The organism is Streptomyces sp. NPDC002125 (assembly GCF_053593715.1).
On the sequence record NZ_JBSFDD010000017.1, the window covers coordinates 1 to 17,992 of the forward strand.

Here is a 17,992-nt window from a genome sequence, read left to right on the forward strand (position 1 = left end):
GCCAGGTACCGCGGCGAGACGAGGACCAGATCGTTCGGGGCGAACGTGTTCACGGCTTCCTGCCGCCCGTGTTGCGGGGTGCCGGCGGCGGTTTGGCCGGTGACGGTGCCTGGGAGCGGTGCGGCTTCTGGAAGTCCAGCGCGAGCTGCCCGGCGGCCGTGACCACGACGTCCTGACTCACGTACCTGGAAGTCCGCGCTACACGGATCAGGCGCTCCTTCTCCAGCATGCCGAAGGGCTTGGGGTGGATGGGCCGGCCGTCGCTGTCGGTGATGCGGACGGGACTCTTGAGCGGTGCGTATCGCCGGGTGCCGCCTCGGGCGATTCGTTCGAGCACGGAGTACTGGGCGGGCGACAGCTCCGGCAGGTCGGGCCGGTGTTCGGGGTGCTCTGTCAGGTCACGGATGATGGCGGATGCCGTGTACTGGCAGCAGGTCGCACTCAGTTCGAGGTGCTGGGCAGCGGTGGCCAGGCTTTTCGCCAGGACCGGTGCGGCCTCGGTGTGCCTCGCTTGGCGCACGAACTCCTCGTCGGCAGGCGGGCCGCCGGCGAAGTCCGCGCCGTCGAGCGGGTTGTCGCCCACGGCTCGTGCCAGCTGAGAGGCGGCGATCGAAGCGGACGCGGTGACGCCGCTGAGCGTCTCCAATGAGACCCGGCTGCCGGGCACGGCGGTGTACTGACTGCCGTCCAGGACGGACAGCCGGACCAGGGACCGGCTCACGAGGTCGTGGATGGCGAGGATCTGCGGGCCGACCTGCCGCAGCAGGTCACTGCCCGGCTCGGGGGCGAGCTCGGTGACCTTGGTGTGCAGGGCGGTGAAGTCGGCTCCGAGCTCGCGGAGAAGGTCGATCTGGAGCGGCAGGTCGATGTGGCGCAGGGAGATGATGGGCTCCGGTGAGTAGCGGATCCGCGCGACCTTGAAAAGGGGCGGCGCTGGAGGATCGGTCAGCGGCTTCGGGCCGCCGTCCGCGCGCTGGCAGGGGCGGGCGGCAAAACCGTTGTCTGCGGGCTCCCGGCGGCTGGAGGCAGGCCGATGGTGGAGGCCAGGGCGGCGGTTCCAGCCGAGGTGAGACGGACTCGGTCTTGTAGCGGCCCTCCGACAAAGGCGGGGGGTGCGGACTGCGGGGCGCGTTCGACGAGGTCGTTGGCCTCCAGCGACCGCAGCGTGCCGATCAGCACGCGGGCGTCCCGGAAATGGACGTAGTGCCGGCCCTGGGATGTGGTGGCCACGACGTGTCCGCGTGCGATCTCCTGCAGGGCGAGGTCCTGTGTGGCGGTCAGGTGCAGGTCTGGAACGTCGGTGGCGCTCCCGCGTCGGCGCCGGATCTCTCCGGCTACGCGCACGGCGCTTTCCACGGCAGCCTCTGGGGCCAGTGCGGTCAACGCCCGGGCCATCGGCAGACGTTGCTCTGTGCAGGCGGTGCTCAGGAAGGCGAGCTGCTGGAGGCGGACCGTCGCGTCGGCCACCTCGGGACTCTCATAGAGCCGCTCGTTGGTGAGCGCCTGAAGGGCGGTGCGGGTTGCTGATGCGAGTCGCCGTGCCGAGGCGATGTGGGCGTCGGGCTCGTAATACGTGCTGGTATGGAGATGAAGGTCGAGCATGTCGTTGTGGCGGGTGTACTGGTCCGCGAGCAGCAGCAACCGTTCGACCGACGTCGGCGGAGCGGGGACCTCGAACAGAAGGCCCTCGACGGGCGGTGTCGTCATGTGCGGCGCCGGGCAGCGGGTGCGGGCGGTGCGGAGGGTGCCGGAGCGGGTGCGCTGGGAGCAGCGGGAGGCCGCGGTGCCTCCAGCGCGGTGCGGGCTGCGGTCAGGGCCCGCCCGGCGTCGTCGAGGTGGGCCAGCAGGCGGCTGTGGTGGTCGAGCGAGTCGAGCTTGTGCTGCACCGTGGTGGTGAGGGCGATGAGTGGGGTGAGGGCCTGCGTGTAGTGGGCGATGGCCCGTCCGAGGTGGCCGGCGGTCGTACCGAGGATCTCGGCGGGCGGGAGGCCGGCGATGTTCGGGGCGAGCTGGTACTCGGCGTCGGCGGTCATGCGCGAGGTGAGGTGGCACAGCAGGCCAATGTGCCGCGTGGCGTTGAACAGGCCGGTGCCGTCCACGGTGATGTGGTGGTCGCGTATGTCCGCAGCTACGGCATCCACTGCGTGGCGCGGGGACATGTCATCGAGGTCGGTGGGTTCGTAAATGTGCAGGTCGTCTCCAGGAGTGTGAATCCGCGCTCGTCCAGCCCGTCCCGCAGACGGTTAGGGCGAGACGTTTGCTCAGGGGCTTTACAGGAAGCGGGCGACGTGCCCGGGAGGGGGTGCCATCTGGCCCGAGGCAGGCGACCGGCGTTTAGTTACCAGGCGCGCGCAGTCCTCCACCTCACGGGAGCGGACCGGCGCCGAGCCAAGCGGATACGGCTCAGGCGGCTTGCCCGAAGCCGGACTGTGTCGGCGCGTGTTTCGCGACGGCGCGGTCGGTGATCGCCTTCGACGCGCGGGCGGACGCTGCGGACAGTTCTTCCGCACCGGGCTCCCGGTACCAGGGGCGCAGGTCGAGCATGGCGGCGCGCATGCCGGTGGCGAAGCAGAGCGCGGTGCCCTTGGGCAGGGCGCGGATCGCGTCGGCGGGCAGGATCCGCTCCTGCCGCATCGACACCGAGGTCGACTTGCCGGACTCGGAGTGCGAGGTCGAGGTGGTCTCGACGTCGTGGTCGCCGATCAGACGGCTGAGTTTGTCGGCGAAGTCGGGGTCATCGATACCCGAACCGATGACCTTGACCGTCGAGGCGCTCCACATGGCGTCCATGCCGGCGTCACCCCAGACCTTCTGGCCCTGGCGGTAGCTCTGGAGGATGGTGATGGGGATGATGCCGCGGCTGCCGAGGTGGGAGTACAGGTCCGGAAGGTCCGAGATTTTGCAGACGTTGGCTGCCTCGTCGAGGATCGCGAGCATCGGCGGGTCGAGGCGTCCGCCGGCGCGTTCGGCCTGGGCGGTGGCGGCGCGCATCACAGAGTCCGCACATGCCGCGATCAGTGCCGAGGCCCCGCCGCCGCCGTCCTTGCTCAGCAGGAACAGCGTGTCGGTGGAGGTGACGAAGTCGGCGGGCCGGAACTCGGCGACGTCCTTCTGCGGTGTCACCCACGCGGCGATCTCGGAGTTGAGCAGGGCGGCGGCGTACTGGCGAGCGGTCTCGTAGATGCCGTCGCGCGTTTCCGGCGGCCCTTCGACAGTGCCCTTGAGCTGGGCGGCGACGGCGGCGAAGTCGTGGTCGCGGAGGATGTCGAGCGGGGTGCGGTCGGCGGGGAAGGCGAGCCACTGCATGATGTCGGTGATCGGCCGCTCGTCGAGGGCCGCGGCCAGGAGCAGCTGGGACAGGATGTTGCTGCCAGCCTTGGACCAGAAGTCGCCCTGTTGGGAGGCGTCCACCGAGGCTGCGAGGAAGTGTCCGGCGAGCCGGTTCGCACCGTCCAGGGTGGTGGCGCTGGCGAGGGGGTTCCACCACATCACGCGGGGGGCGTGAGCGATCTGCTGCGGGTCCATGGTCCACACCGTCCCGGCCGCCGCCCGGGCCTCGTAAGCGGTGGTGAAGGCGTCTCCGGCGGCCTTGTTCGAGGTGAGGAGTACCGGGCCGGGGGCGCTGAGCATGGAGGGGATGGCGAGCGAGGTGGTCTTGCCTGACCGGGGGGCCATGATCGCGACGGCGACGTCCTCGAAGCCCATCCGTACCTCGTGGCGGCTGCCTTGGAGGTTGCCGAGGAGGATGCCGGTGTCCTTGGCGGCGATGTGCTTGGCGTCCTTCAGGCTCGGGCGCAGGGAACGGGCCTTGGCGGTGATCGCCTTGGCCATCAGCGGCTCGATGTCCCGGGCCTTGGCCATGTCGGTGACCTTCTTCCGGCCGCCGCCTCGATTCTTGTACCGGACCCACAGGACACCTCCCGCCGTTCCAAGGGCCAGGAACAGGAGTACGGGGAGGATGCGGGTCCCGATGAGCAGGGACGTTTCCCCCGCGTGGGGCCAGACCTGCTCGGGGTGAAGCAGGGAGGCGGTCGGCTGGTAGGGGGCCCAGGCGGTGCTGGTGAGGTAGGCGGTGATGTTGCCGCAGAGCCAGGCGAGGTGGGCCAGGGGAACGACGATGGCGAGGACGCCGAGCAGGAGGCGCAGGACGAGGTCGTAGCCGTCGGTGTTGCTGCTGGAGGAGGAAGGGGGCAAGGGGCACGTGCTTCCGGGCGGGGACGGGGGTTCAGCGGCTGCGGCGCTTCGTGGCCGGCGACCGTCGCGAGGGGGCCGGACTCATCGGCGGGGCGGCCTGCCGGGCGGCGAGGGAGCGGACGCGTTCTTCCAGCGCCCCGGCGAGGAGTTCGGCGCGTACGTCCGTGGTCTGGCGGGTGACGATGTTCGGGTTACGGGTCGGGAGACTGCGTCCGCTGTCGATGCGAAGCACGGGCTTCGGGTCGGCGAGCGCAGCGGTGAACGCGGTGACCAGTCGGGCAGGGGTGTGCTCACCGAAGCGGGCCTGCCATACCGGCCGGTCCGGGCCGAGGGCGGCGGTGACGAACCAGGCGCCCGGTTCTTCCGCGCTGCCCAGCCGCTGGAGGTACGCGGTGCCGTCGGGCGATGCGAGGCCGTTGTCCGTAGAGGAGGGCGACCAGCCGATCCGTCGAAGCGGCTCAAAGGGATCCGAGGGGGCGTCCGCCGACGGGGCAGGGTTGGTGAGGGCGTCGGTCATGGCGGAGATGAGTTCGACGGGGGTGCGTGCGCCGAAGCTCGCATACCAGGCGGGCGTGTTCGGCTCCGCGAAGTGGCTCAAGGTCCACCACTGTCCGGCAGGGTCGGGCTCCAGGCGCAGGAGGACCTTCTGGTCGGGACTGGAGAGAAGGACGCGAGGCATCAGGGGCTCGTGGCCGTAGCTCCAGCCGCAGGCCCGGTGGAGAGGGACGGTGATCCAGGCGGGGTCGCCGCCGCCGGCGAGGTGGCGCGGGGTGACGAAGTCGACCTCGACGGTCTCGGGACTCGGGGACACGCTCACCTCCGGACCGGGGTTCGCCGGCCAGGTGCGGGGACCGTGGTCGGAGGCGGAGCCAGGGGCGAGGAAGTGTGCCGGGCGGCGGAGTTGATCTCGCGCAGGGTCTGGCCGTGATTGGCCCAGTCGTCGAGGTAGCTCCACGATTCGGCGTGGTGCTCGGCGAGTGCGTCATCGAAGACCGGGGTTCCGGGCTGGGCGTTGGCGGGGAGGCTGTCGCGGGTTTCCAGCCACTGCTCGTGCAGCTCGTCGAGCCGGTCGAGTGCGGTCTGGAGGACGCCCAGTTGGTAGACCCAGCGGTTTTGCACCGCGGTGGTGGGGAGGTTTCCGAGCTGCACTTCGGCCGTGGCCAGCAGGTGGCGGGCGCCGTCGCGGAGGTCCTCGAACGCTTCGGCGGTGTCGGCGTCGCGCTGGCTGGCGCGCATGCCGTAGGCGTGGTCGTCGTGGGGCCAGCCGTCGAGGTCGGTGTGTTCGTCGGAGTAGACGTCCCACGCGTCGAGGATCTTCTTGCTGTCGTTCAGGTAGCGGTCGAGGTGACGGAGGAGCTTGCGGTGTGCGGTGTGGTCGGCGGAGATGGTGAGGGTCCTGTCGGGATCAGCGGCGAACGGCCGGGCGAACGGCACGGGCCGTGGCCGGAGTGACTGCGGGCTGGGCCCGTTGCTGGCGGCGGCGGGCGGCGCGGGCCTGTACTCGGATGGCGTCGAGCCGGGTGCTGTGGGCTGCCACGACGTCCTCGGGCGTGAGCCGGCTCAGGCTCTGTTCGGCGCTGTAGTGGGCGGTCCGGTCGTACATGGCGCGCTGGAGCGGGGCGGGGTCGGCGAGCGCGGCGGCGAAGGCGCAGACGAGGTGTTCGGGCATTGACTCGTCGACGAAGGCGTGCCAGATCCGGGGCCCCATCGGCGTTTTGAACCCGGGCTGGCAGGTCTCGACGCGCCAGGACGACCTCCATACGCCTTCGTCCGTTGGCCGGTGTACGTGGCACATTCCGTCGGGGGAGTGGGCTGTGGTCTCTGATTCGAGAGCCCATCCCGCCGACTCCAAAGCCTGGAACGGGTCGGCGTGCTCGGTGGGTGTGGGGGCGATGAGGGTGTCGGTGAGACGGCCCAGGATTTCGGCGGGGACGAGTTCGCCGAACTCTGCGTACCAGCCCCGCTCGGTGCGGGTGGGTTCGGCCTGCAACCGCCACCATGCGGAGGTGGCGGACTGCGGGTCGAACTGCATGCTGTAGCGGTGGTCCGGGCTGCGCAGCACGATCTCGGGGCTGAGCGGGTCGGTCGTGCAGTTCCATCCGGCGGCGGCGAGGCCGTGGGTGACGTGGCGGGCGTCCCCGGGGCCGGCCAGGTGACGCGGGCTGGTGTCGAACGGAAACTGGGTGGCGTGCCTGTGGGCGAAGGCGGCGAGCTGCCGCTCGCTCACCGGCACCAGCTGCACCCCTGCTCGCTGTCGTACGCCTTGTTCAGGGAGCGCAGGTCATCGACGATGTAGTGGAGGGTGTGCTGGTCGGACTGTTGCAAGGCGGCGGTCCGCAGCTCTGCCACGAGGAGGGCGGTCTCGGCGGTGCGCGAGTCGTCGGGGTGGCTCTGTACTGTGCGGGCCAGGGCGCGCAGGACGTCGGCGAGCTGGACGGGGAGGCCGGTGTACTCGTCGAGAAGCGGCTCGACGAGCGCGAGGGCTTCCTCGGGGTCGGGATCATCGCGCAGGTAGTCGGTAAGGTCGGCGAGCGTTTCGGTCAGGGTGCGGATGGTGTCCGGGGTGGGTGCGGGCATCGGGCTCCTTCGAACGGGGAGGCGGGTCAGCGGCGGATCCGGGCGCCGCCGGCCGGGGCGTACGGGCGGGTGTTGGTCCGGGGCCGGGTGCTTTGCGCGCTGTTGCGGCCCCAGGTGGCGGCGCGGGCAGCCGTGACGCGGGCCTGCTGCCACGCGCTGAGCTGGGAGGGCTTGACGGAGACCGACCAGGTACGGATCTGCGCGCTCATGGGGACGCGTCCGCGCGGGCGCATCACGGGATCGGGCCCGGCGAGTTCGGCCGAGAAGGCTTGCACCAGGTGCATCGGCGTGTTCGGCGTGAAGCTGGCCGTCCAGCCGTTGCCCTGCTGGTCCTTGGCTCCGGTCCACCACATTGCCGAGCCGTCGGGGCTGTGGTGGTACTGCATCCACGCGGTGCCGTCAGGGCTGGTGGCCATGTAGTGCTCGCCCTTAAAACCCATGTCCCACTCCTGCTCCTTCAAAGGCGCCCAGACGTTGGGGGCGTGCGCGGAGCGGGGACGGGTGAGCGCGTCGGTCAGACCAGCGACGATCTCCACCGGCGTCTGCCGGCCCAGGTGAGCCGCCCACTCCCCGTTCGCCCCGTCCGCCCTGCCGTGGATGGTCCACCCCCCGGGCAGGACGTAAGGGTCGTAGGCGACACGAAGGGTGCGGTCCGGGCTCTCCATGTGCAGAGGGCCGCCTGTCTTGGACTTGTCCCGCCACCCCGAGGCGCGCAGGAACTCCGAGACGTGCCGGACGTCCCCGCCGCCGGCCAGGGCCCGGGGCTGGACCAGGTAATGCTGCTCGGCCTGCTCACCCGGACCCCAGCCGGACCACTGCTTCCTCTTCTTCACCGGCGCCGCCGAACCACGAGCGGTGCGGGGGCCGGAGGCTTTGCCGCAGTAGTGGAGGGCTGGGCGCCGACCTGCCGCAAGGTGGCTTGGTGTTCGTCCAGGTCGAGGGTGATGTCGTGCAGTTCGTTCGAGGCGCGGCCCAGAGCGAGCCACACCTCCGGGGGCAGGAGACCGCGTTCGGCCTGGTCCTTGGCGAACACACTGCCGGTGGTGACGAGGTGGGTGATGGCCCCGAGCACTCCGGCATCCGGATCGAGGATGCGGGCGATGACCTGCGCGGCCTGGGGCGGGGGAAGCTGGGAAAGGTGGTCGGCGAGCTGGCCGAGCCGGCGGGTGATGTCGTCGGCCAGTTCGACCGGGTAGGGGGCGGGGTGGGACATGCTCCTCCGGGTCGGTGGACGGTCAGTGGTGGTGGCGCTGTCCGAAGCGCTGCGTCTCGGCGAGGACGCCCTCCGGGCGAGCGCCGGCCAGGGGAGAGGCGCGGTCGGAGCCGGCCAGGATGCAGGCGCGCAGGTAGCGGCGGAACAGAGCGGTGGCGAGGCGGGGCTTGAGCCGGTGGCTGATGGGCGGGGGCGTGCGGGCTACGGGTTTCTCCGGGAATCGAGCGGGGCGACGCGGCCCCGGAGCGCGCCGGGGCCACCAGGTTTTGCGGGGTGCGCGACGGGCCCGTGCGAGGGGGAGTTGGCGCTGGCTGGTACCGGGCTCAACGGCGGCGGGAGGCTGGGGGTCGGGTGGGACTCGGCGGTGTGGAGGCCGCCGTCTGCTTCATCGCCCTCGGCCCGCCGGCACGCGGGTACCTGCCGGCACCGGCGGCACGGCGGCCGGAGCGGACGTGGGTGCGGCCCGGCCTGCGAGATGCTGAAGGGCGGTCCCGATACCGATCGCCTCCAGCTGCGGGCCGATCTCACGCAGGGCACGAGCCTGCGCCTGGGTATCGTCGCTGTTGAGGCTATAAATGCCGCTTTGCGGGTCTTGGACGAAGCCGTTGGCGGTGAGGACTGCTCCGGCACGGCCGTCCACAGGCGCGGTGGCGACGCTTCCGTCCGGCTGCCAGGTCAGGACGACCCGGTCAGCCTGGGAGTGCTGGATGCCACCCAGGGCGTTGTGCCGCACCCGGGCGAGCGCGGTGTCGTAGCGGGGGAGCAGGTCGCCGGCAACCTGCTCGGCGCTCAGGAACGGGTCGTCCGTCAAGGCGATGCCGTTGGGTTCGGGCACGGCGCGGTACGCCTCGTCGGGCAGGGCGCTGGGGGCGACTGCGGCGATGAGGAATCCGTTGCGCTCGTCATGCCGGTCGAGGACGACGAGCTGGGCGCCGTCCGGGCGGCTGAGGACGGCGGCCTGCTGGAGAGGGTGTTCGGCGAGAAGGTCTGCGACCAGGTCCAGGTCCCAGATCCGGTCGGCGAGGTTGTTGTTCGCGTCGGCCGGGACGGGGGAGCTGATCCAGGTGTCGGGGAGTTCGCCGGCGAGGACGTCGGCGTAGGAGGCGAGGCGCTCGGAGGTGTCGTGGTCGTGCATGGTGTCCTTGGGCGAGGTGGGAGTCAGCGGCGCAGTCCGGCGGCCACCGGGGGCGGTGGGGCAGGTAGCGCGCGGCGGGGGCGGGCTGGCGCACACGGCGGAGCGCTCGCTTTCGGTGGCGGGGACCTCTCCGCTGCAGATGTTGCGGCCCGGGGTGTGGTTCGTGCCGGTCGGCGAGCGGGTTGCGGGTGTCCAAGAGGTCGGTGCGGATGACGCACAGGTGCCCGTCGGCGAGGTAGCGCAGCCGCTGCGCGACGTGGGGGTCGGCTGCCTGGCCGAGCCCGTCGTGGAAGTCGGCGGTGGCCTCGGCTGTCGCGTCCGTAGTTGTGGCCTCCCGAATGCGCTCGGCGAGGGGCAATGAGACGTTTGTCCTACGGTGATCGGTGGACGCTGCGCGGGGGTGAGGGTGGCACGGCGGCGATCCGGGTCTGAGCCACCTGAGCGGCCGTGGTGTGCAGGTCCTGCTGGAGGGCGAGCAGGCGGCGGGCGAGCAACTCCAGGCGGTGAGCGGTGTCGACGGCTTCGGACTGGCGGGCGAACCGGTGTGCGGTGTGCTCGATGAGTCCGCGGACTGCGGCCAGCGGACCGGCCTGTTCGTCGGCGAGCTGGGTGAGGACGCTCGCGAGCTGGGCCGAAGCCGTCGGCGCCATCCGGAGGGCAGGCCGCGTGGTGGGCCCGGTGCGTACCGGGGAGATCAGGTGGAGGTCCTGTTCGATGCGGCGGGCTTCGTCCACGAGGCGCCGAAGGACGTCGGTGGGCGGAGCGTGCCACGTGCCGTCGAGGTGGATCAGGTTGGCGATCAGGTCGAGGCGCCCGGGCCGGGCCTGGACGGCGATCCACGCGCAGCCGCTTTCTTTGCCGGGGATCTCGATGCCGGCGGTCCGCGCGAGCCGGTGCGCGACTTCGGCCCACTCCAGCCCGGTCAGGTCCCGGTCATCCGGGTGCAGACGGACATCGAGATGGAGAATCGCCGCCCGGTCGTCACCGGGGCTGGCGGCGAAAGGATGCTCCAACAGGGCCTCTTCGACGTGATCGGCCCACTGCAGCGACGTCCAGGTCCTCTGCTCGTCATCCGCGATGAAGCGGTCCATACCGGGCCAGCGAGCGACGATCGTGCACTCCGGCAGACTCTCGTCCGGTGACAGGGGACGCGCCAGCGCTTCTTCGAGTGGGTCGTGCGGAGTGTGGGAGCGCCCGTGCAGGCGGGGGATCACCGGCCGCTCCGGACGTCGGCGATGTGGACGAGATGCCCGAGGGCGGTGGTGGTGTACCAGCCGCAGTCAATCAGATCGTCACGGCCGGCGAACCGTGCGAGGAGCGCGTCCTCCATGGCCCGGAGGTATATCAGGCAGTCCGGGCAGCGGCGTGAGAGGTGCACGAGATAGCGGGGGTGGGCGGTGACGTAGGACTGGGCGCCGCCAGTCGCATCATGCAGTCGCCATCCGTCCTCGTCGGTCGGGGTATGCCAGGACGGAGCGACCACGCGCATCGAATCTCCCCACAGTTCACCGGCGGCGACCCCTTTGAGGACGACGACGGTGTCGCCGGCCTGGAAATGCTGATGAGTGATATCTCGGTCGGGGGTGAGGGGGTCGGGAGTCGGCGCGAAGGCCGAGGTGGGCGGGGGCTGGAACATGCGGTTCCTTCCACACAATCGGTGGCGGGGTGGGAGGAACAATGGTCCGGAGGAACGCCGGTTTGGCTAACCGGCGTTTCCCGGCTATGTTCCCCGCGATCAGCGGAAGGGGTTCTCCGTCCCGCGGTCCGTCTCGGCAGCTGCGTCGAGGAGTTCGGGCACGTCGGTGCCCTCGGCGTCGCGCTGGTCGATCCACCACCCGGCCCGGGTGATCGAGCGGGCCTTTTCCTCCAGCTCCGCCCAATCGGCCTCGTCCCAACTCCCCTCCACGACCAGCACGGTGTGTGCGAGCGTCATCAGCTGGTGGCGGGACCGCTCGCCCCAGGCCAGAGCCCGCTCCGAACCCTCCAGGGGCGGCATGTCGAACTTCTCGGCCCACTCGGCGGCGGCCTGCTGCTCCTCGGCGCGCTTGGTGGCGAGCCACTTCTCCTTGGACTCGGTGTCGCTGTCGCGCGACGCCTTCCAGCATTCGGTGCAGTTCCTGCCCGCGAGCCATCGGGCGAAGCCGGCGCGGCGGTCGGCGGGACGGTCGGACAGATCATGGACGATCGAGTCACCGCACAGGTGCTCGACGGTCCATTCCGTGCGGACTCCCGGGTAATTCTGTTTCACGGGCGTTGTGTTCGAGGTCGCGCGGTTGTTCTGCGGCTTCAAATCGAGAGCCTCTCTGTTGGGGTGTGGTGGCCTGCGTCGTCTCAGCGTGTCCTGCGGATGGCGTCTGTGGCCGCCGTGGCGATGGCGGCGGGAGCGCTGGAAGGCCGGGGCAGGTGCAGCAATGTGGTCCCCGGCAGGTGCTGGGACTCCGCGGTGAGGGTGAGCTGGAGTACGGCGCAGCCGGCGGTCGTGAGCTGCTTGACGCGGGTGACGGCGTGAGCGGTTTCGTCGCTGTTGTAGCGGGCGTCGGTGACGATCACGAGGAGGCGGCCGGTGCCGGGGCGGCTGAGGTCGAGGCCGTGGTCGAGTGCGTCGATGGCGTCGCCGAGGTTGTGGTGGCCGCCGGTGGCATCGAACGTCGTCACGCGCTCCGGTGCTCGGTGGGTGGGTCGGGTCAAGGCGGTCAGGTGCTGGTCGTAGGCGATGGTGGCGGTACGGGAGTCGGGGTCGGTCAGGGCTGCTGCGCGTGCCACGATCCAGGCAGCGGCCGCGACGGGCGCGCAGGCGGCACGCATGGAGCCGGACACGTCGACGGCGATACCCACACGCAGCGGTGGGGCGGGGGAGTTCCGGCGGCGGGTGTGGGTGAACGGTTCCGCGGTGGGGACCGACCCGGCCGCGCGCTGAGCGTCGCGGGCGAGGGCCGCGCGCATGTTGAGGCGGCCGGGCGGGGTGGGGCTGGTGGTCCGCTCCTCGGTCCGCTCGCGGTAGGCGGCGGCACGCAGGGCGCGGCTCAGGCGCGCGGCGGCGCTCTGCTCGGCGGCGGTGGGCTTGCGGGTGCCGGTGACCGGGCTACTGCGGGGCGCCGGTGTGCCGTCGGGGTTGACGGTGGTGCCACGGGTGTTGAAGACCGACTTGGCGGTGGCGGCGGCCTTGCGTCGCTGGCCGGCCCGCTGGGCGCGGTCCTGAGCCTGCGCCTTGGAGCGCGCGGTCGCAGCGTTGGTCGCCGCGGCCTGTGCCGCGAGGTCGGCGGCGTCGGTGGCTGCCGTGCTGTCCATGACGACCGCCACGGCGCCGGACAGCAGGTCGGTGAGGTTCTCCGGCACGGGCAGGGCGGGCGCCGCAGTGTCCAGAGCGTCGCACCATTCTTGACCGTGCATGAGCATGGTCGTGGCGTCGTGGTCGGCGCACTGGTGGGCTGAGGTCCAGATGCGGGTGAGGGTGGCCAGCAGGGGTGCGCCCAGCACCTTCTCGCACAGATCGGCGACGGCCCGGGTCTCGCCGGCGTCCAGGATGCCGACGTCACGGCGGCCGAGGACCAGGGCCGCCACGCCGGCGGCGTGCTCGATGCCCTGGAGGGTGGGATGGGCGATGTCGGGCATGACCAGGGTTCGGGCACTGGTGCGCAGGTACGTGCGGTCCGTGGGCCGCGTGATCAGGTGTGCGCCTTCGACACGGCTCTCCTCCAGCAGCAGCGCGGCCTCCACGACGCGGGGGTCCGCTCCGGCAGGCTGCGTCCAGACGGAGTGGGCCGCGTGCGCGGCCTCGTGGACGAACACTCCCCAGGCGGCGGGATACCGCTCCTCGTCGCCCACGATCCGCGGATGGATCTCGTAGGGCTGGAGCGGGGCGAACAGACGGGCATCGATCTCGACCTCACCCAGGGTGGGGAAATAGGCGGCTGGCGCGCCGCTGCGCGTGCCGGGGCGGCAGGTGACGAGGAGGTCCTGGCGGCCGGAGAGGGCGATCAGGCGGTCGCCGAGTTCGGCTCCCACGCGCAGCCAGGCGGCCGGGGAGGAACGGGGTTGCGCGGGCGGGGCGCCGTCGTCGTCCCAGCGCGCGAGGTCGGCGTCGTCGTCCGGCGTGGTGGCGGGGGACTGGACGTGGTGGTGGGCGCTCATCGCGAGCGGCCCCGGTGCGCGGAGCCGGTGCTGCCCGGTGGCTGCCGGGCGGATGAGGCAGGGAGCTGCTTGCCGAGGGTGAGGGGCGCGATCTTCTTGACGCCGACCGTCTTGATGATGGCATCGGCGACGGCGTCGCGATCCTCCACAGGGGCGATGCCGACGAGGTTCGCGAGCGCGGCTTTGGTGCCGAGGACGGCCTCGGTCTTCTGGTAGCTGAGCAGCTCTCGCAGTTGGGGGGCCCAGCCCAGCTCGCCGAGCTCGACCTGGTGGGCAAGGTGTCGGGCGACCCGGACCACGCGGGCATCGATCCTCAGTGCCTGGGCGAGGTCATAGTCCGTGCCGATCTGGATCTGCACGCTGAACCGGGACGACAGCGCCTCCGTCAACACCGCCCCGTGAACGCCGGGATTGTGGCCCGCCACCACGTAGAAGCCCGGCTCGGCCTTGATCGTCTCGCCCTTGTGGGCCTTGACCTGGATCTGCCGGCGCCCGTCCATCGCGGGATACAGCGCCGCCAGGACCATCGGCGAGATCAGAGTGGCATCGTCGATCAGCAGGGCGCGGCCCTGGGTCATCGCGGTGACCAGCGGACCGTACTGGAAGACGTAGCCTCCGCTGTCGGCCTGGGTGTACTCGCCGATCAGGTCGCCGACCGTGGTGTCGCCGTCACCGGCGACGGTGAGCAGGTCCGGGAACGCCGCCTCGACCAGACTCGTCTTGCCGGTGCCCGGAGGACCGTAGAGCAGCACCGGCACGTCGGCGTCGCGCAGCCGATTCAACGCCTCGACGTCGGGCAGATCGGCCAGCTCCCTCGGGTGGTAGAGCTGGCCTCCGGCGCGGCGGATCGGGCCGGTTTGCCGGGGCGTGGCTGCTGCGGTAATGGTCGTGCGGGCCGTGGCCGCCTGCGAGCGGGGAGCGTGGGTGCCCGGTGGGCTGATCACAGCGGTCTGCGCGGCTGCGGCGGTTTTCGAGTTCCTGCAAAACTTAGGTTGTCCGGTTCCACATTGGTCGGCCTCGCCGCGTCGCACCAGGGTGAGCGCGGCGTTGCGGACGGCGCCGTGGGAGTGGCCCAGCTGCCTGGCCATGACCCCGATGGTGAGCCTGTCCAACGGCCGGTCGACTAGCAGCTGGGCGACCTTCGCCCGTAGTTCTCCGCCCTTGGTGCGCGCCGGACTGGTAGGCGTTCCGGGTGTGGTCAAAACAAGGCCCCTTCAACAGGTGTGGGTGCGGGCGGGGTTGGCGATGCGTCGGAGAGGCTGGCCGCTCGCGGAGCGGATCACGGACGGTGCCGACATCGGCGACCGGGCCAACCGGGGCGTACCGCCGGCGCTCACCGGCCGACCGAGGGCTCGGTCCAGGTGCACGGCATGGCCGGCCACGAGCAGCTCGCTGGCTGCCGAGCAGGCCCGTGCGTCCGCTCCGTACCGGGTTCCGTCGCTCGGCAGGCGCAGCCTGGCGTCTCTTCGAAGCCGTCCTGGAGCAGGATCCGCCGGGCGGCGGCGTTGTAGCCGGTGGTGGTGATCTCACCGGTGATGGTGTGCCGGATCGGTATGAACGGCTCTGCTGGTGCATCGGGCAAGGCGGATCTCCTATCGGTGGTGGCGGGAAAGCGATGGGGTGTTGGGCGAAGGCGAGGCGGGCCCGCTCGGAGGCTGGGGCAGCCCGGGCTGGGCGGCGGGTGCGGGGGAGGGCCGGTCGACGACGCCGTGATCGAGCGAACGGGTCATCTCGTTCAGGCGCGTGCCGTGCTCCAGCCACTGGTCCAGCAGCTCACTGGCGGCCCGGTCCTCTGCGGGCGGCGTGAGGGCGAACGTTTCCTCGGCATGGTCGAGGACGGCGGCCGACTGTGCGGACAGGGACCCGGGAAGTGTGCTGCGCAGGTGCCGGATCAGGTACGGCGCGTGCTGGCGGAGAGCGGATGCCAGAGGCATAAGGTCGGCATGCTCCGCACTGCTACGCGCCTCGCGCGCCTGCGCCAGCGTGGTGGCCAGCATCAGCAGATGGGCCTCGGTCAGGGCGCGATCGTAGGAGGGCAGTACTTCGCGGGTGATCTTCTTCAGCGCCGCCTGCTCGGTGGGAGCGACGATGCTGGCCGGCGGCTGGATGCCCAGGGAGGGGAAGTCGATATGGGGAGCGAGGGTGCCGACGAGGAGCTGCTTGTCCCACGGCCGCTCGGCCACTATCAGTTCCCGCCCGTCCTCATGGGCGAGGAACGCCGCGGCCGACATCTGTGCGCCGTAGGCCCCTACGGTGTAGGACAGCGAGCCGTCAGGTGCGGACCATGCCCAGCGCAAGCGCTGGCGTGCGTCGGACTCGGGTAGCTGGAGGTTGCCGATCTCCACCTCCCACGTCCCGTCGAGTGCCTGGGCGATACGTCGGGCGGCGTCTCCGATGAAGGGCCGGCGCGTGATGTCGACGGTGATCCCGAAGTGCTGGGCATTGCGGTACAGGGTGTCGATCGAGTGCTGCGCCGTGGCCGGGGTGTTCAGCGCCAGGACGTGGATGCCCTCGTGGTGCTCCTCGAAGGCCGAGAAATCCAGCGCGGTGCGGGCCCAGTCGGCGCCGGGGCCGTGGGGCAGGGCGACGAGCCCGTCCTCCCGGCTCAGGTACAAGGTGATGTGGGCGGTGGCGGCAGTCAGGGTGTCTCCGGGTGGGTGCGGGGGTGGCTACGGGCGGCGCGCGGTCGGCGTGGTGCGCTGCGGTGGCGCGGCCGGAAGTGTCGTCCCTGGGGCGGGGCGTGGGCGGACCCGCAGCACGGGGGTGCGGTGCGGCGGCAGGACGGCCACGGTCGCGCCGAGGTCCTCGGCAGCCTCGTGCACTTCACGGGTGAGGAAGTCGAGCTGCCGGCCGAGCGCGGCGAGCCGGACAGCGATCTGCCGGCCCTGCACGGTCTCCAGCGCGGAAGCGAACTGGCTCGTGGTCTCCACGAGTTCCTGGAGACGGATCATCGGGCCCGCGTTGTACCCGCGCTGGGTGGCGGTGAGTAGCGCGTTGGACGCGTCCCCGGCGCTCTGGGCCTCGATGACGTCCCGGACGAGTTCCTGCAACGAGACCTCAGGGGCGGGTGCCGGGCGGTTGAACCGGGAGACGTCCGCGCGCAGCACACCGGGCGGGACCGCGGCGGGCAGCGCCTGCCCGGCCTCGCAGTCGTGAACATGGTGACCGATCACCTGCCAGCCCGGTGCGTCCGGGTCACCTCGCAGGGCGACCACCGTCGAGTCGTCGTCCTCGACCAGGTACGCGAGGGTGATCGGCTGCCCGTCAGCGGCGTGCCACGACTCGGTCAGCTCCAGCTCCCCGCGCCGCTGCGCCGCCTGGGCCCGCTCGGTCCACGCGTGCTGTTCCTCACTGCTCAGCGGAGTCTTGTGGTGGGGCCGCTGGTCCTGGTCGGCGAGATTGCTGGCGATATAACCGTGATCTGCCCAGGTCGCGAGGTGGGGCCACAACGCGGCATGCTGCGCGCGTTCGGCTGCCGAGCCGGGGGTGGCGGGCTGGTCGAGGGCCCGGCGGATCTCGGCAGTGGAGGCGGCGAGGCCATCCAGCACGGTCCGCCATCCGGTGAGGTGCCGGGCGGGCGGCAGTTCGTCCAGCGCCCGGCGAGCGGAACCGAGCAGCGCGTCGGCGTACGGGGCCAGGTGCTTGGCGTACGTCTCCACAGCCGCCTGGTCACGGTGGGCCAGGGCGGCTGCGGCGGCGCCTGCGTGGACGGTTCGCCCGTAGCGGTCGCGTGTGGTGTCGAGTGCGGTCTCGGTCTCGCAGCCGATGACGGACATCCGCAGCCGGAAGTCGCGTGCCCGGTGCGCGAGGTCGGCCGCCGAGAGCCGAGGGGTGGGGCCGTTCACGGATGTCATCGGGACCGCCCCCCGCCCGAAGCCGTCAGGTGGACCGTCGGTGCGTAGGAGGGCTTCGGTGGAATCGGCCGGGCCGACGGTGGCGAGGTGGCGGGCGCGGTACCCCTTTGCGTCGTCCGGCCGGCGGCGGCCTGTGCAAGACGGCTGCGGCGCTCCATAAGGCCGTTCGACGGGGCGGGCCGTGGTGGGTCGGTAGAGGCGGCGGGGTCGAGAGGGATGTCGGCCTGCACGGTGTATCCCTGGCTGCGCAGGTCGTGCACGGCCTGCCGGGTGCGGCGGATGCCCTCGCGCTCGGGTTCGCTGAGCCGGAACAGCCCAGGTTCGTCGGGTACGGGTTCGAACTGCTCGCGGAGCAGGAACCAGTGGGCGAGGTGCGGAGAGATGGAGGGGGTGAAAGAGGCGACGAAGCCGTGTTCCTTGCGGGTACCGAAGACGAAGTGGGTGCCAGGTTCCAAGAGGGTGGAGTTCTCCTCACATGGTCGTTGGTGGAGCAGGTCAGCGCCGGGGAGCGGGAGAGGAAGGGCTCCGGGGACGAGGGTGGGGGTCCGTCGCCGTGGCGGGGCGTGAGGCTCTGGCATCTGCTGGGGCCGGGGCGGGAGCGCTCCGGGACCGGGTGCGGCGTATGGGCTGCATGCCCGGTGGGGGTGCGAGGGAGGACCAGGCTCCGTGGTGGTCGTTGAAGGGGGTGTGTGGGTGGGTGGACCAGTCCACGACCGGGCCGATGCTCTCGTGGAGCAGGCTGATCACCTCGATGCCCTGCCGGTGCAGGACGTAGCCCCAGTCCATGTCCTGCGCGTCGGCGGTCTGGTCGGTGACCGTCATGCGCACCGGTGGGGAGCCGTCCGGAGTGATCAGGTGGTCCAGCGTGCGGCTGGGCCACTGCTCTGT

The 17,992-nt window shown here is 71.2% G+C and carries 22 protein-coding genes; 1 reads left to right on the top strand and 21 read right to left on the bottom strand.

Going from position 1 to position 17,992, the window contains the following annotated elements; translation table 11 throughout:
- Positions 1-49: 49 nt before the first annotated feature.
- The gene (locus ACWCQM_RS25875) at positions 50-721 is read right to left on the bottom strand and encodes a hypothetical protein (RefSeq protein ID WP_450917520.1); all 672 of its coding nucleotides are present in this window, start codon (positions 719-721) and stop codon (positions 50-52) included.
- Positions 722-727: 6 nt separating this feature from the next.
- Between ACWCQM_RS25875 and ACWCQM_RS25880 the strand changes: the two genes are divergently transcribed.
- Positions 728-898: a hypothetical protein gene (locus tag ACWCQM_RS25880; RefSeq protein WP_450917521.1), complete on the top strand. Its 171-nt coding sequence runs from the start codon at positions 728-730 to the stop codon at positions 896-898.
- Between the two features lie 47 nt (positions 899-945).
- Here ACWCQM_RS25880 and ACWCQM_RS25885 read toward each other — a convergent pair whose 3' ends face one another.
- The 20 genes from ACWCQM_RS25885 to ACWCQM_RS25980 all read right to left on the bottom strand — a co-directional run bounded on the left by ACWCQM_RS25885 (position 946) and on the right by ACWCQM_RS25980 (position 17,926).
- Positions 946-1,707, bottom strand: a complete 762-nt coding sequence (locus ACWCQM_RS25885; protein WP_450917522.1) for a hypothetical protein — start codon at positions 1,705-1,707, stop codon at positions 946-948.
- Entirely contained in the window at positions 1,704-2,159 is a 456-nt protein-coding gene (locus ACWCQM_RS25890; RefSeq protein ID WP_450917523.1) for a hypothetical protein, read from the bottom strand. Before ACWCQM_RS25890 ends, ACWCQM_RS25885 begins: the two co-directional genes overlap by 4 nt.
- 244 nt (positions 2,160-2,403) lie before the next feature.
- Entirely contained in the window at positions 2,404-4,194 is a 1,791-nt protein-coding gene (locus ACWCQM_RS25895; RefSeq protein ID WP_450917524.1) for a type IV secretory system conjugative DNA transfer family protein, read from the bottom strand.
- Positions 4,195-4,225: 31 nt separating this feature from the next.
- The gene (locus tag ACWCQM_RS25900) at positions 4,226-5,005 is read right to left on the bottom strand and encodes a DUF317 domain-containing protein (RefSeq protein ID WP_450917525.1); all 780 of its coding nucleotides are present in this window, start codon (positions 5,003-5,005) and stop codon (positions 4,226-4,228) included.
- Between the two features lie 2 nt (positions 5,006-5,007).
- Entirely contained in the window at positions 5,008-5,628 is a 621-nt protein-coding gene (locus ACWCQM_RS25905) for a hypothetical protein (protein ID WP_450917526.1), read from the bottom strand.
- Positions 5,600-6,427, bottom strand: coding sequence for a DUF317 domain-containing protein (locus ACWCQM_RS25910; protein WP_450917527.1), 828 nt, complete (start codon positions 6,425-6,427; stop codon positions 5,600-5,602). The genes ACWCQM_RS25905 and ACWCQM_RS25910 overlap by 29 nt, the downstream gene beginning before the upstream one ends.
- The gene (locus ACWCQM_RS25915) at positions 6,418-6,771 is read right to left on the bottom strand and encodes a hypothetical protein (protein WP_450917528.1); all 354 of its coding nucleotides are present in this window, start codon (positions 6,769-6,771) and stop codon (positions 6,418-6,420) included. Before ACWCQM_RS25915 ends, ACWCQM_RS25910 begins: the two co-directional genes overlap by 10 nt.
- 26 nt (positions 6,772-6,797) lie before the next feature.
- Positions 6,798-7,604, bottom strand: a complete 807-nt coding sequence (locus ACWCQM_RS25920) for a DUF317 domain-containing protein (protein ID WP_450917529.1) — start codon at positions 7,602-7,604, stop codon at positions 6,798-6,800.
- On the bottom strand, positions 7,601-7,984 hold the full coding sequence (locus ACWCQM_RS25925; RefSeq protein ID WP_450917530.1) for a hypothetical protein: 384 nt from the start codon (positions 7,982-7,984) through the stop codon (positions 7,601-7,603). Before ACWCQM_RS25925 ends, ACWCQM_RS25920 begins: the two co-directional genes overlap by 4 nt.
- A gap of 385 nt (positions 7,985-8,369) precedes the next feature.
- Positions 8,370-9,119 carry a hypothetical protein gene (locus ACWCQM_RS25930; RefSeq protein ID WP_450917531.1) on the bottom strand — a complete coding sequence of 250 codons (750 nt, stop codon included), beginning with the start codon at positions 9,117-9,119 and terminating at the stop codon, positions 8,370-8,372.
- 371 nt (positions 9,120-9,490) lie between these two features.
- Complete coding sequence (locus ACWCQM_RS25935) at positions 9,491-10,333, bottom strand: relaxase/mobilization nuclease (protein WP_450917532.1); 843 nt, start codon at positions 10,331-10,333, stop codon at positions 9,491-9,493.
- A complete protein-coding gene (locus tag ACWCQM_RS25940; RefSeq protein ID WP_403787538.1) occupies positions 10,330-10,755 on the bottom strand; it encodes a hypothetical protein in 426 nt (141 codons plus the stop codon). The genes ACWCQM_RS25935 and ACWCQM_RS25940 overlap by 4 nt, the downstream gene beginning before the upstream one ends.
- A 99-nt stretch (positions 10,756-10,854) precedes the next feature.
- Positions 10,855-11,304, bottom strand: coding sequence for a hypothetical protein (locus tag ACWCQM_RS25945; RefSeq protein WP_366533104.1), 450 nt, complete (start codon positions 11,302-11,304; stop codon positions 10,855-10,857).
- A gap of 146 nt (positions 11,305-11,450) precedes the next feature.
- Positions 11,451-13,250, bottom strand: a complete 1,800-nt coding sequence (locus tag ACWCQM_RS25950; RefSeq protein ID WP_450917533.1) for a hypothetical protein — start codon at positions 13,248-13,250, stop codon at positions 11,451-11,453.
- Positions 13,247-14,452, bottom strand: a complete 1,206-nt coding sequence (locus ACWCQM_RS25955; RefSeq protein ID WP_450917534.1) for an AAA family ATPase — start codon at positions 14,450-14,452, stop codon at positions 13,247-13,249. Before ACWCQM_RS25955 ends, ACWCQM_RS25950 begins: the two co-directional genes overlap by 4 nt.
- 131 nt (positions 14,453-14,583) lie before the next feature.
- Positions 14,584-14,805 carry a hypothetical protein gene (locus ACWCQM_RS25960; protein ID WP_450917656.1) on the bottom strand — a complete coding sequence of 74 codons (222 nt, stop codon included), beginning with the start codon at positions 14,803-14,805 and terminating at the stop codon, positions 14,584-14,586.
- Between the two features lie 37 nt (positions 14,806-14,842).
- Positions 14,843-15,865: a hypothetical protein gene (locus tag ACWCQM_RS25965; protein WP_450917535.1), complete on the bottom strand. Its 1,023-nt coding sequence runs from the start codon at positions 15,863-15,865 to the stop codon at positions 14,843-14,845.
- 54 nt (positions 15,866-15,919) lie between these two features.
- On the bottom strand, positions 15,920-17,104 hold the full coding sequence (locus ACWCQM_RS25970; RefSeq protein ID WP_450917536.1) for a hypothetical protein: 1,185 nt from the start codon (positions 17,102-17,104) through the stop codon (positions 15,920-15,922).
- Positions 17,101-17,559 (bottom strand): hypothetical protein, encoded by a 459-nt coding sequence (locus ACWCQM_RS25975; protein WP_450917537.1) that lies wholly within the window; start codon positions 17,557-17,559, stop codon positions 17,101-17,103. Before ACWCQM_RS25975 ends, ACWCQM_RS25970 begins: the two co-directional genes overlap by 4 nt.
- Positions 17,560-17,599: 40 nt before the next feature.
- Entirely contained in the window at positions 17,600-17,926 is a 327-nt protein-coding gene (locus ACWCQM_RS25980; RefSeq protein ID WP_450917538.1) for a hypothetical protein, read from the bottom strand.
- Between the last annotated feature and the right edge of the window lie 66 nt (positions 17,927-17,992).

Excerpts from the sequence above, each read along its gene's own strand:
- ACWCQM_RS25950 (WP_450917533.1), bottom strand. The coding sequence starts at position 13,250 with ATGAGCGCCCACCACCACGTCCAGTCCCCCGCCACCACGCCGGACGAC.
- ACWCQM_RS25885 (WP_450917522.1), bottom strand. The coding sequence starts at position 1,707 with ATGACGACACCGCCCGTCGAGGGCCTTCTGTTCGAGGTCCCCGCTCCG.
- ACWCQM_RS25940 (WP_403787538.1), bottom strand. The coding sequence starts at position 10,755 with ATGTTCCAGCCCCCGCCCACCTCGGCCTTCGCGCCGACTCCCGACCCC.
- ACWCQM_RS25925 (WP_450917530.1), bottom strand. The coding sequence starts at position 7,984 with ATGTCCCACCCCGCCCCCTACCCGGTCGAACTGGCCGACGACATCACC.
- ACWCQM_RS25930 (WP_450917531.1), bottom strand. The coding sequence starts at position 9,119 with ATGCACGACCACGACACCTCCGAGCGCCTCGCCTCCTACGCCGACGTC.
- ACWCQM_RS25915 (WP_450917528.1), bottom strand. The coding sequence starts at position 6,771 with ATGCCCGCACCCACCCCGGACACCATCCGCACCCTGACCGAAACGCTC.
- ACWCQM_RS25980 (WP_450917538.1), bottom strand. The coding sequence starts at position 17,926 with ATGACGGTCACCGACCAGACCGCCGACGCGCAGGACATGGACTGGGGC.
- ACWCQM_RS25890 (WP_450917523.1), bottom strand. The coding sequence starts at position 2,159 with ATGTCCCCGCGCCACGCAGTGGATGCCGTAGCTGCGGACATACGCGAC.
- ACWCQM_RS25970 (WP_450917536.1), bottom strand. The coding sequence starts at position 17,104 with ATGACATCCGTGAACGGCCCCACCCCTCGGCTCTCGGCGGCCGACCTC.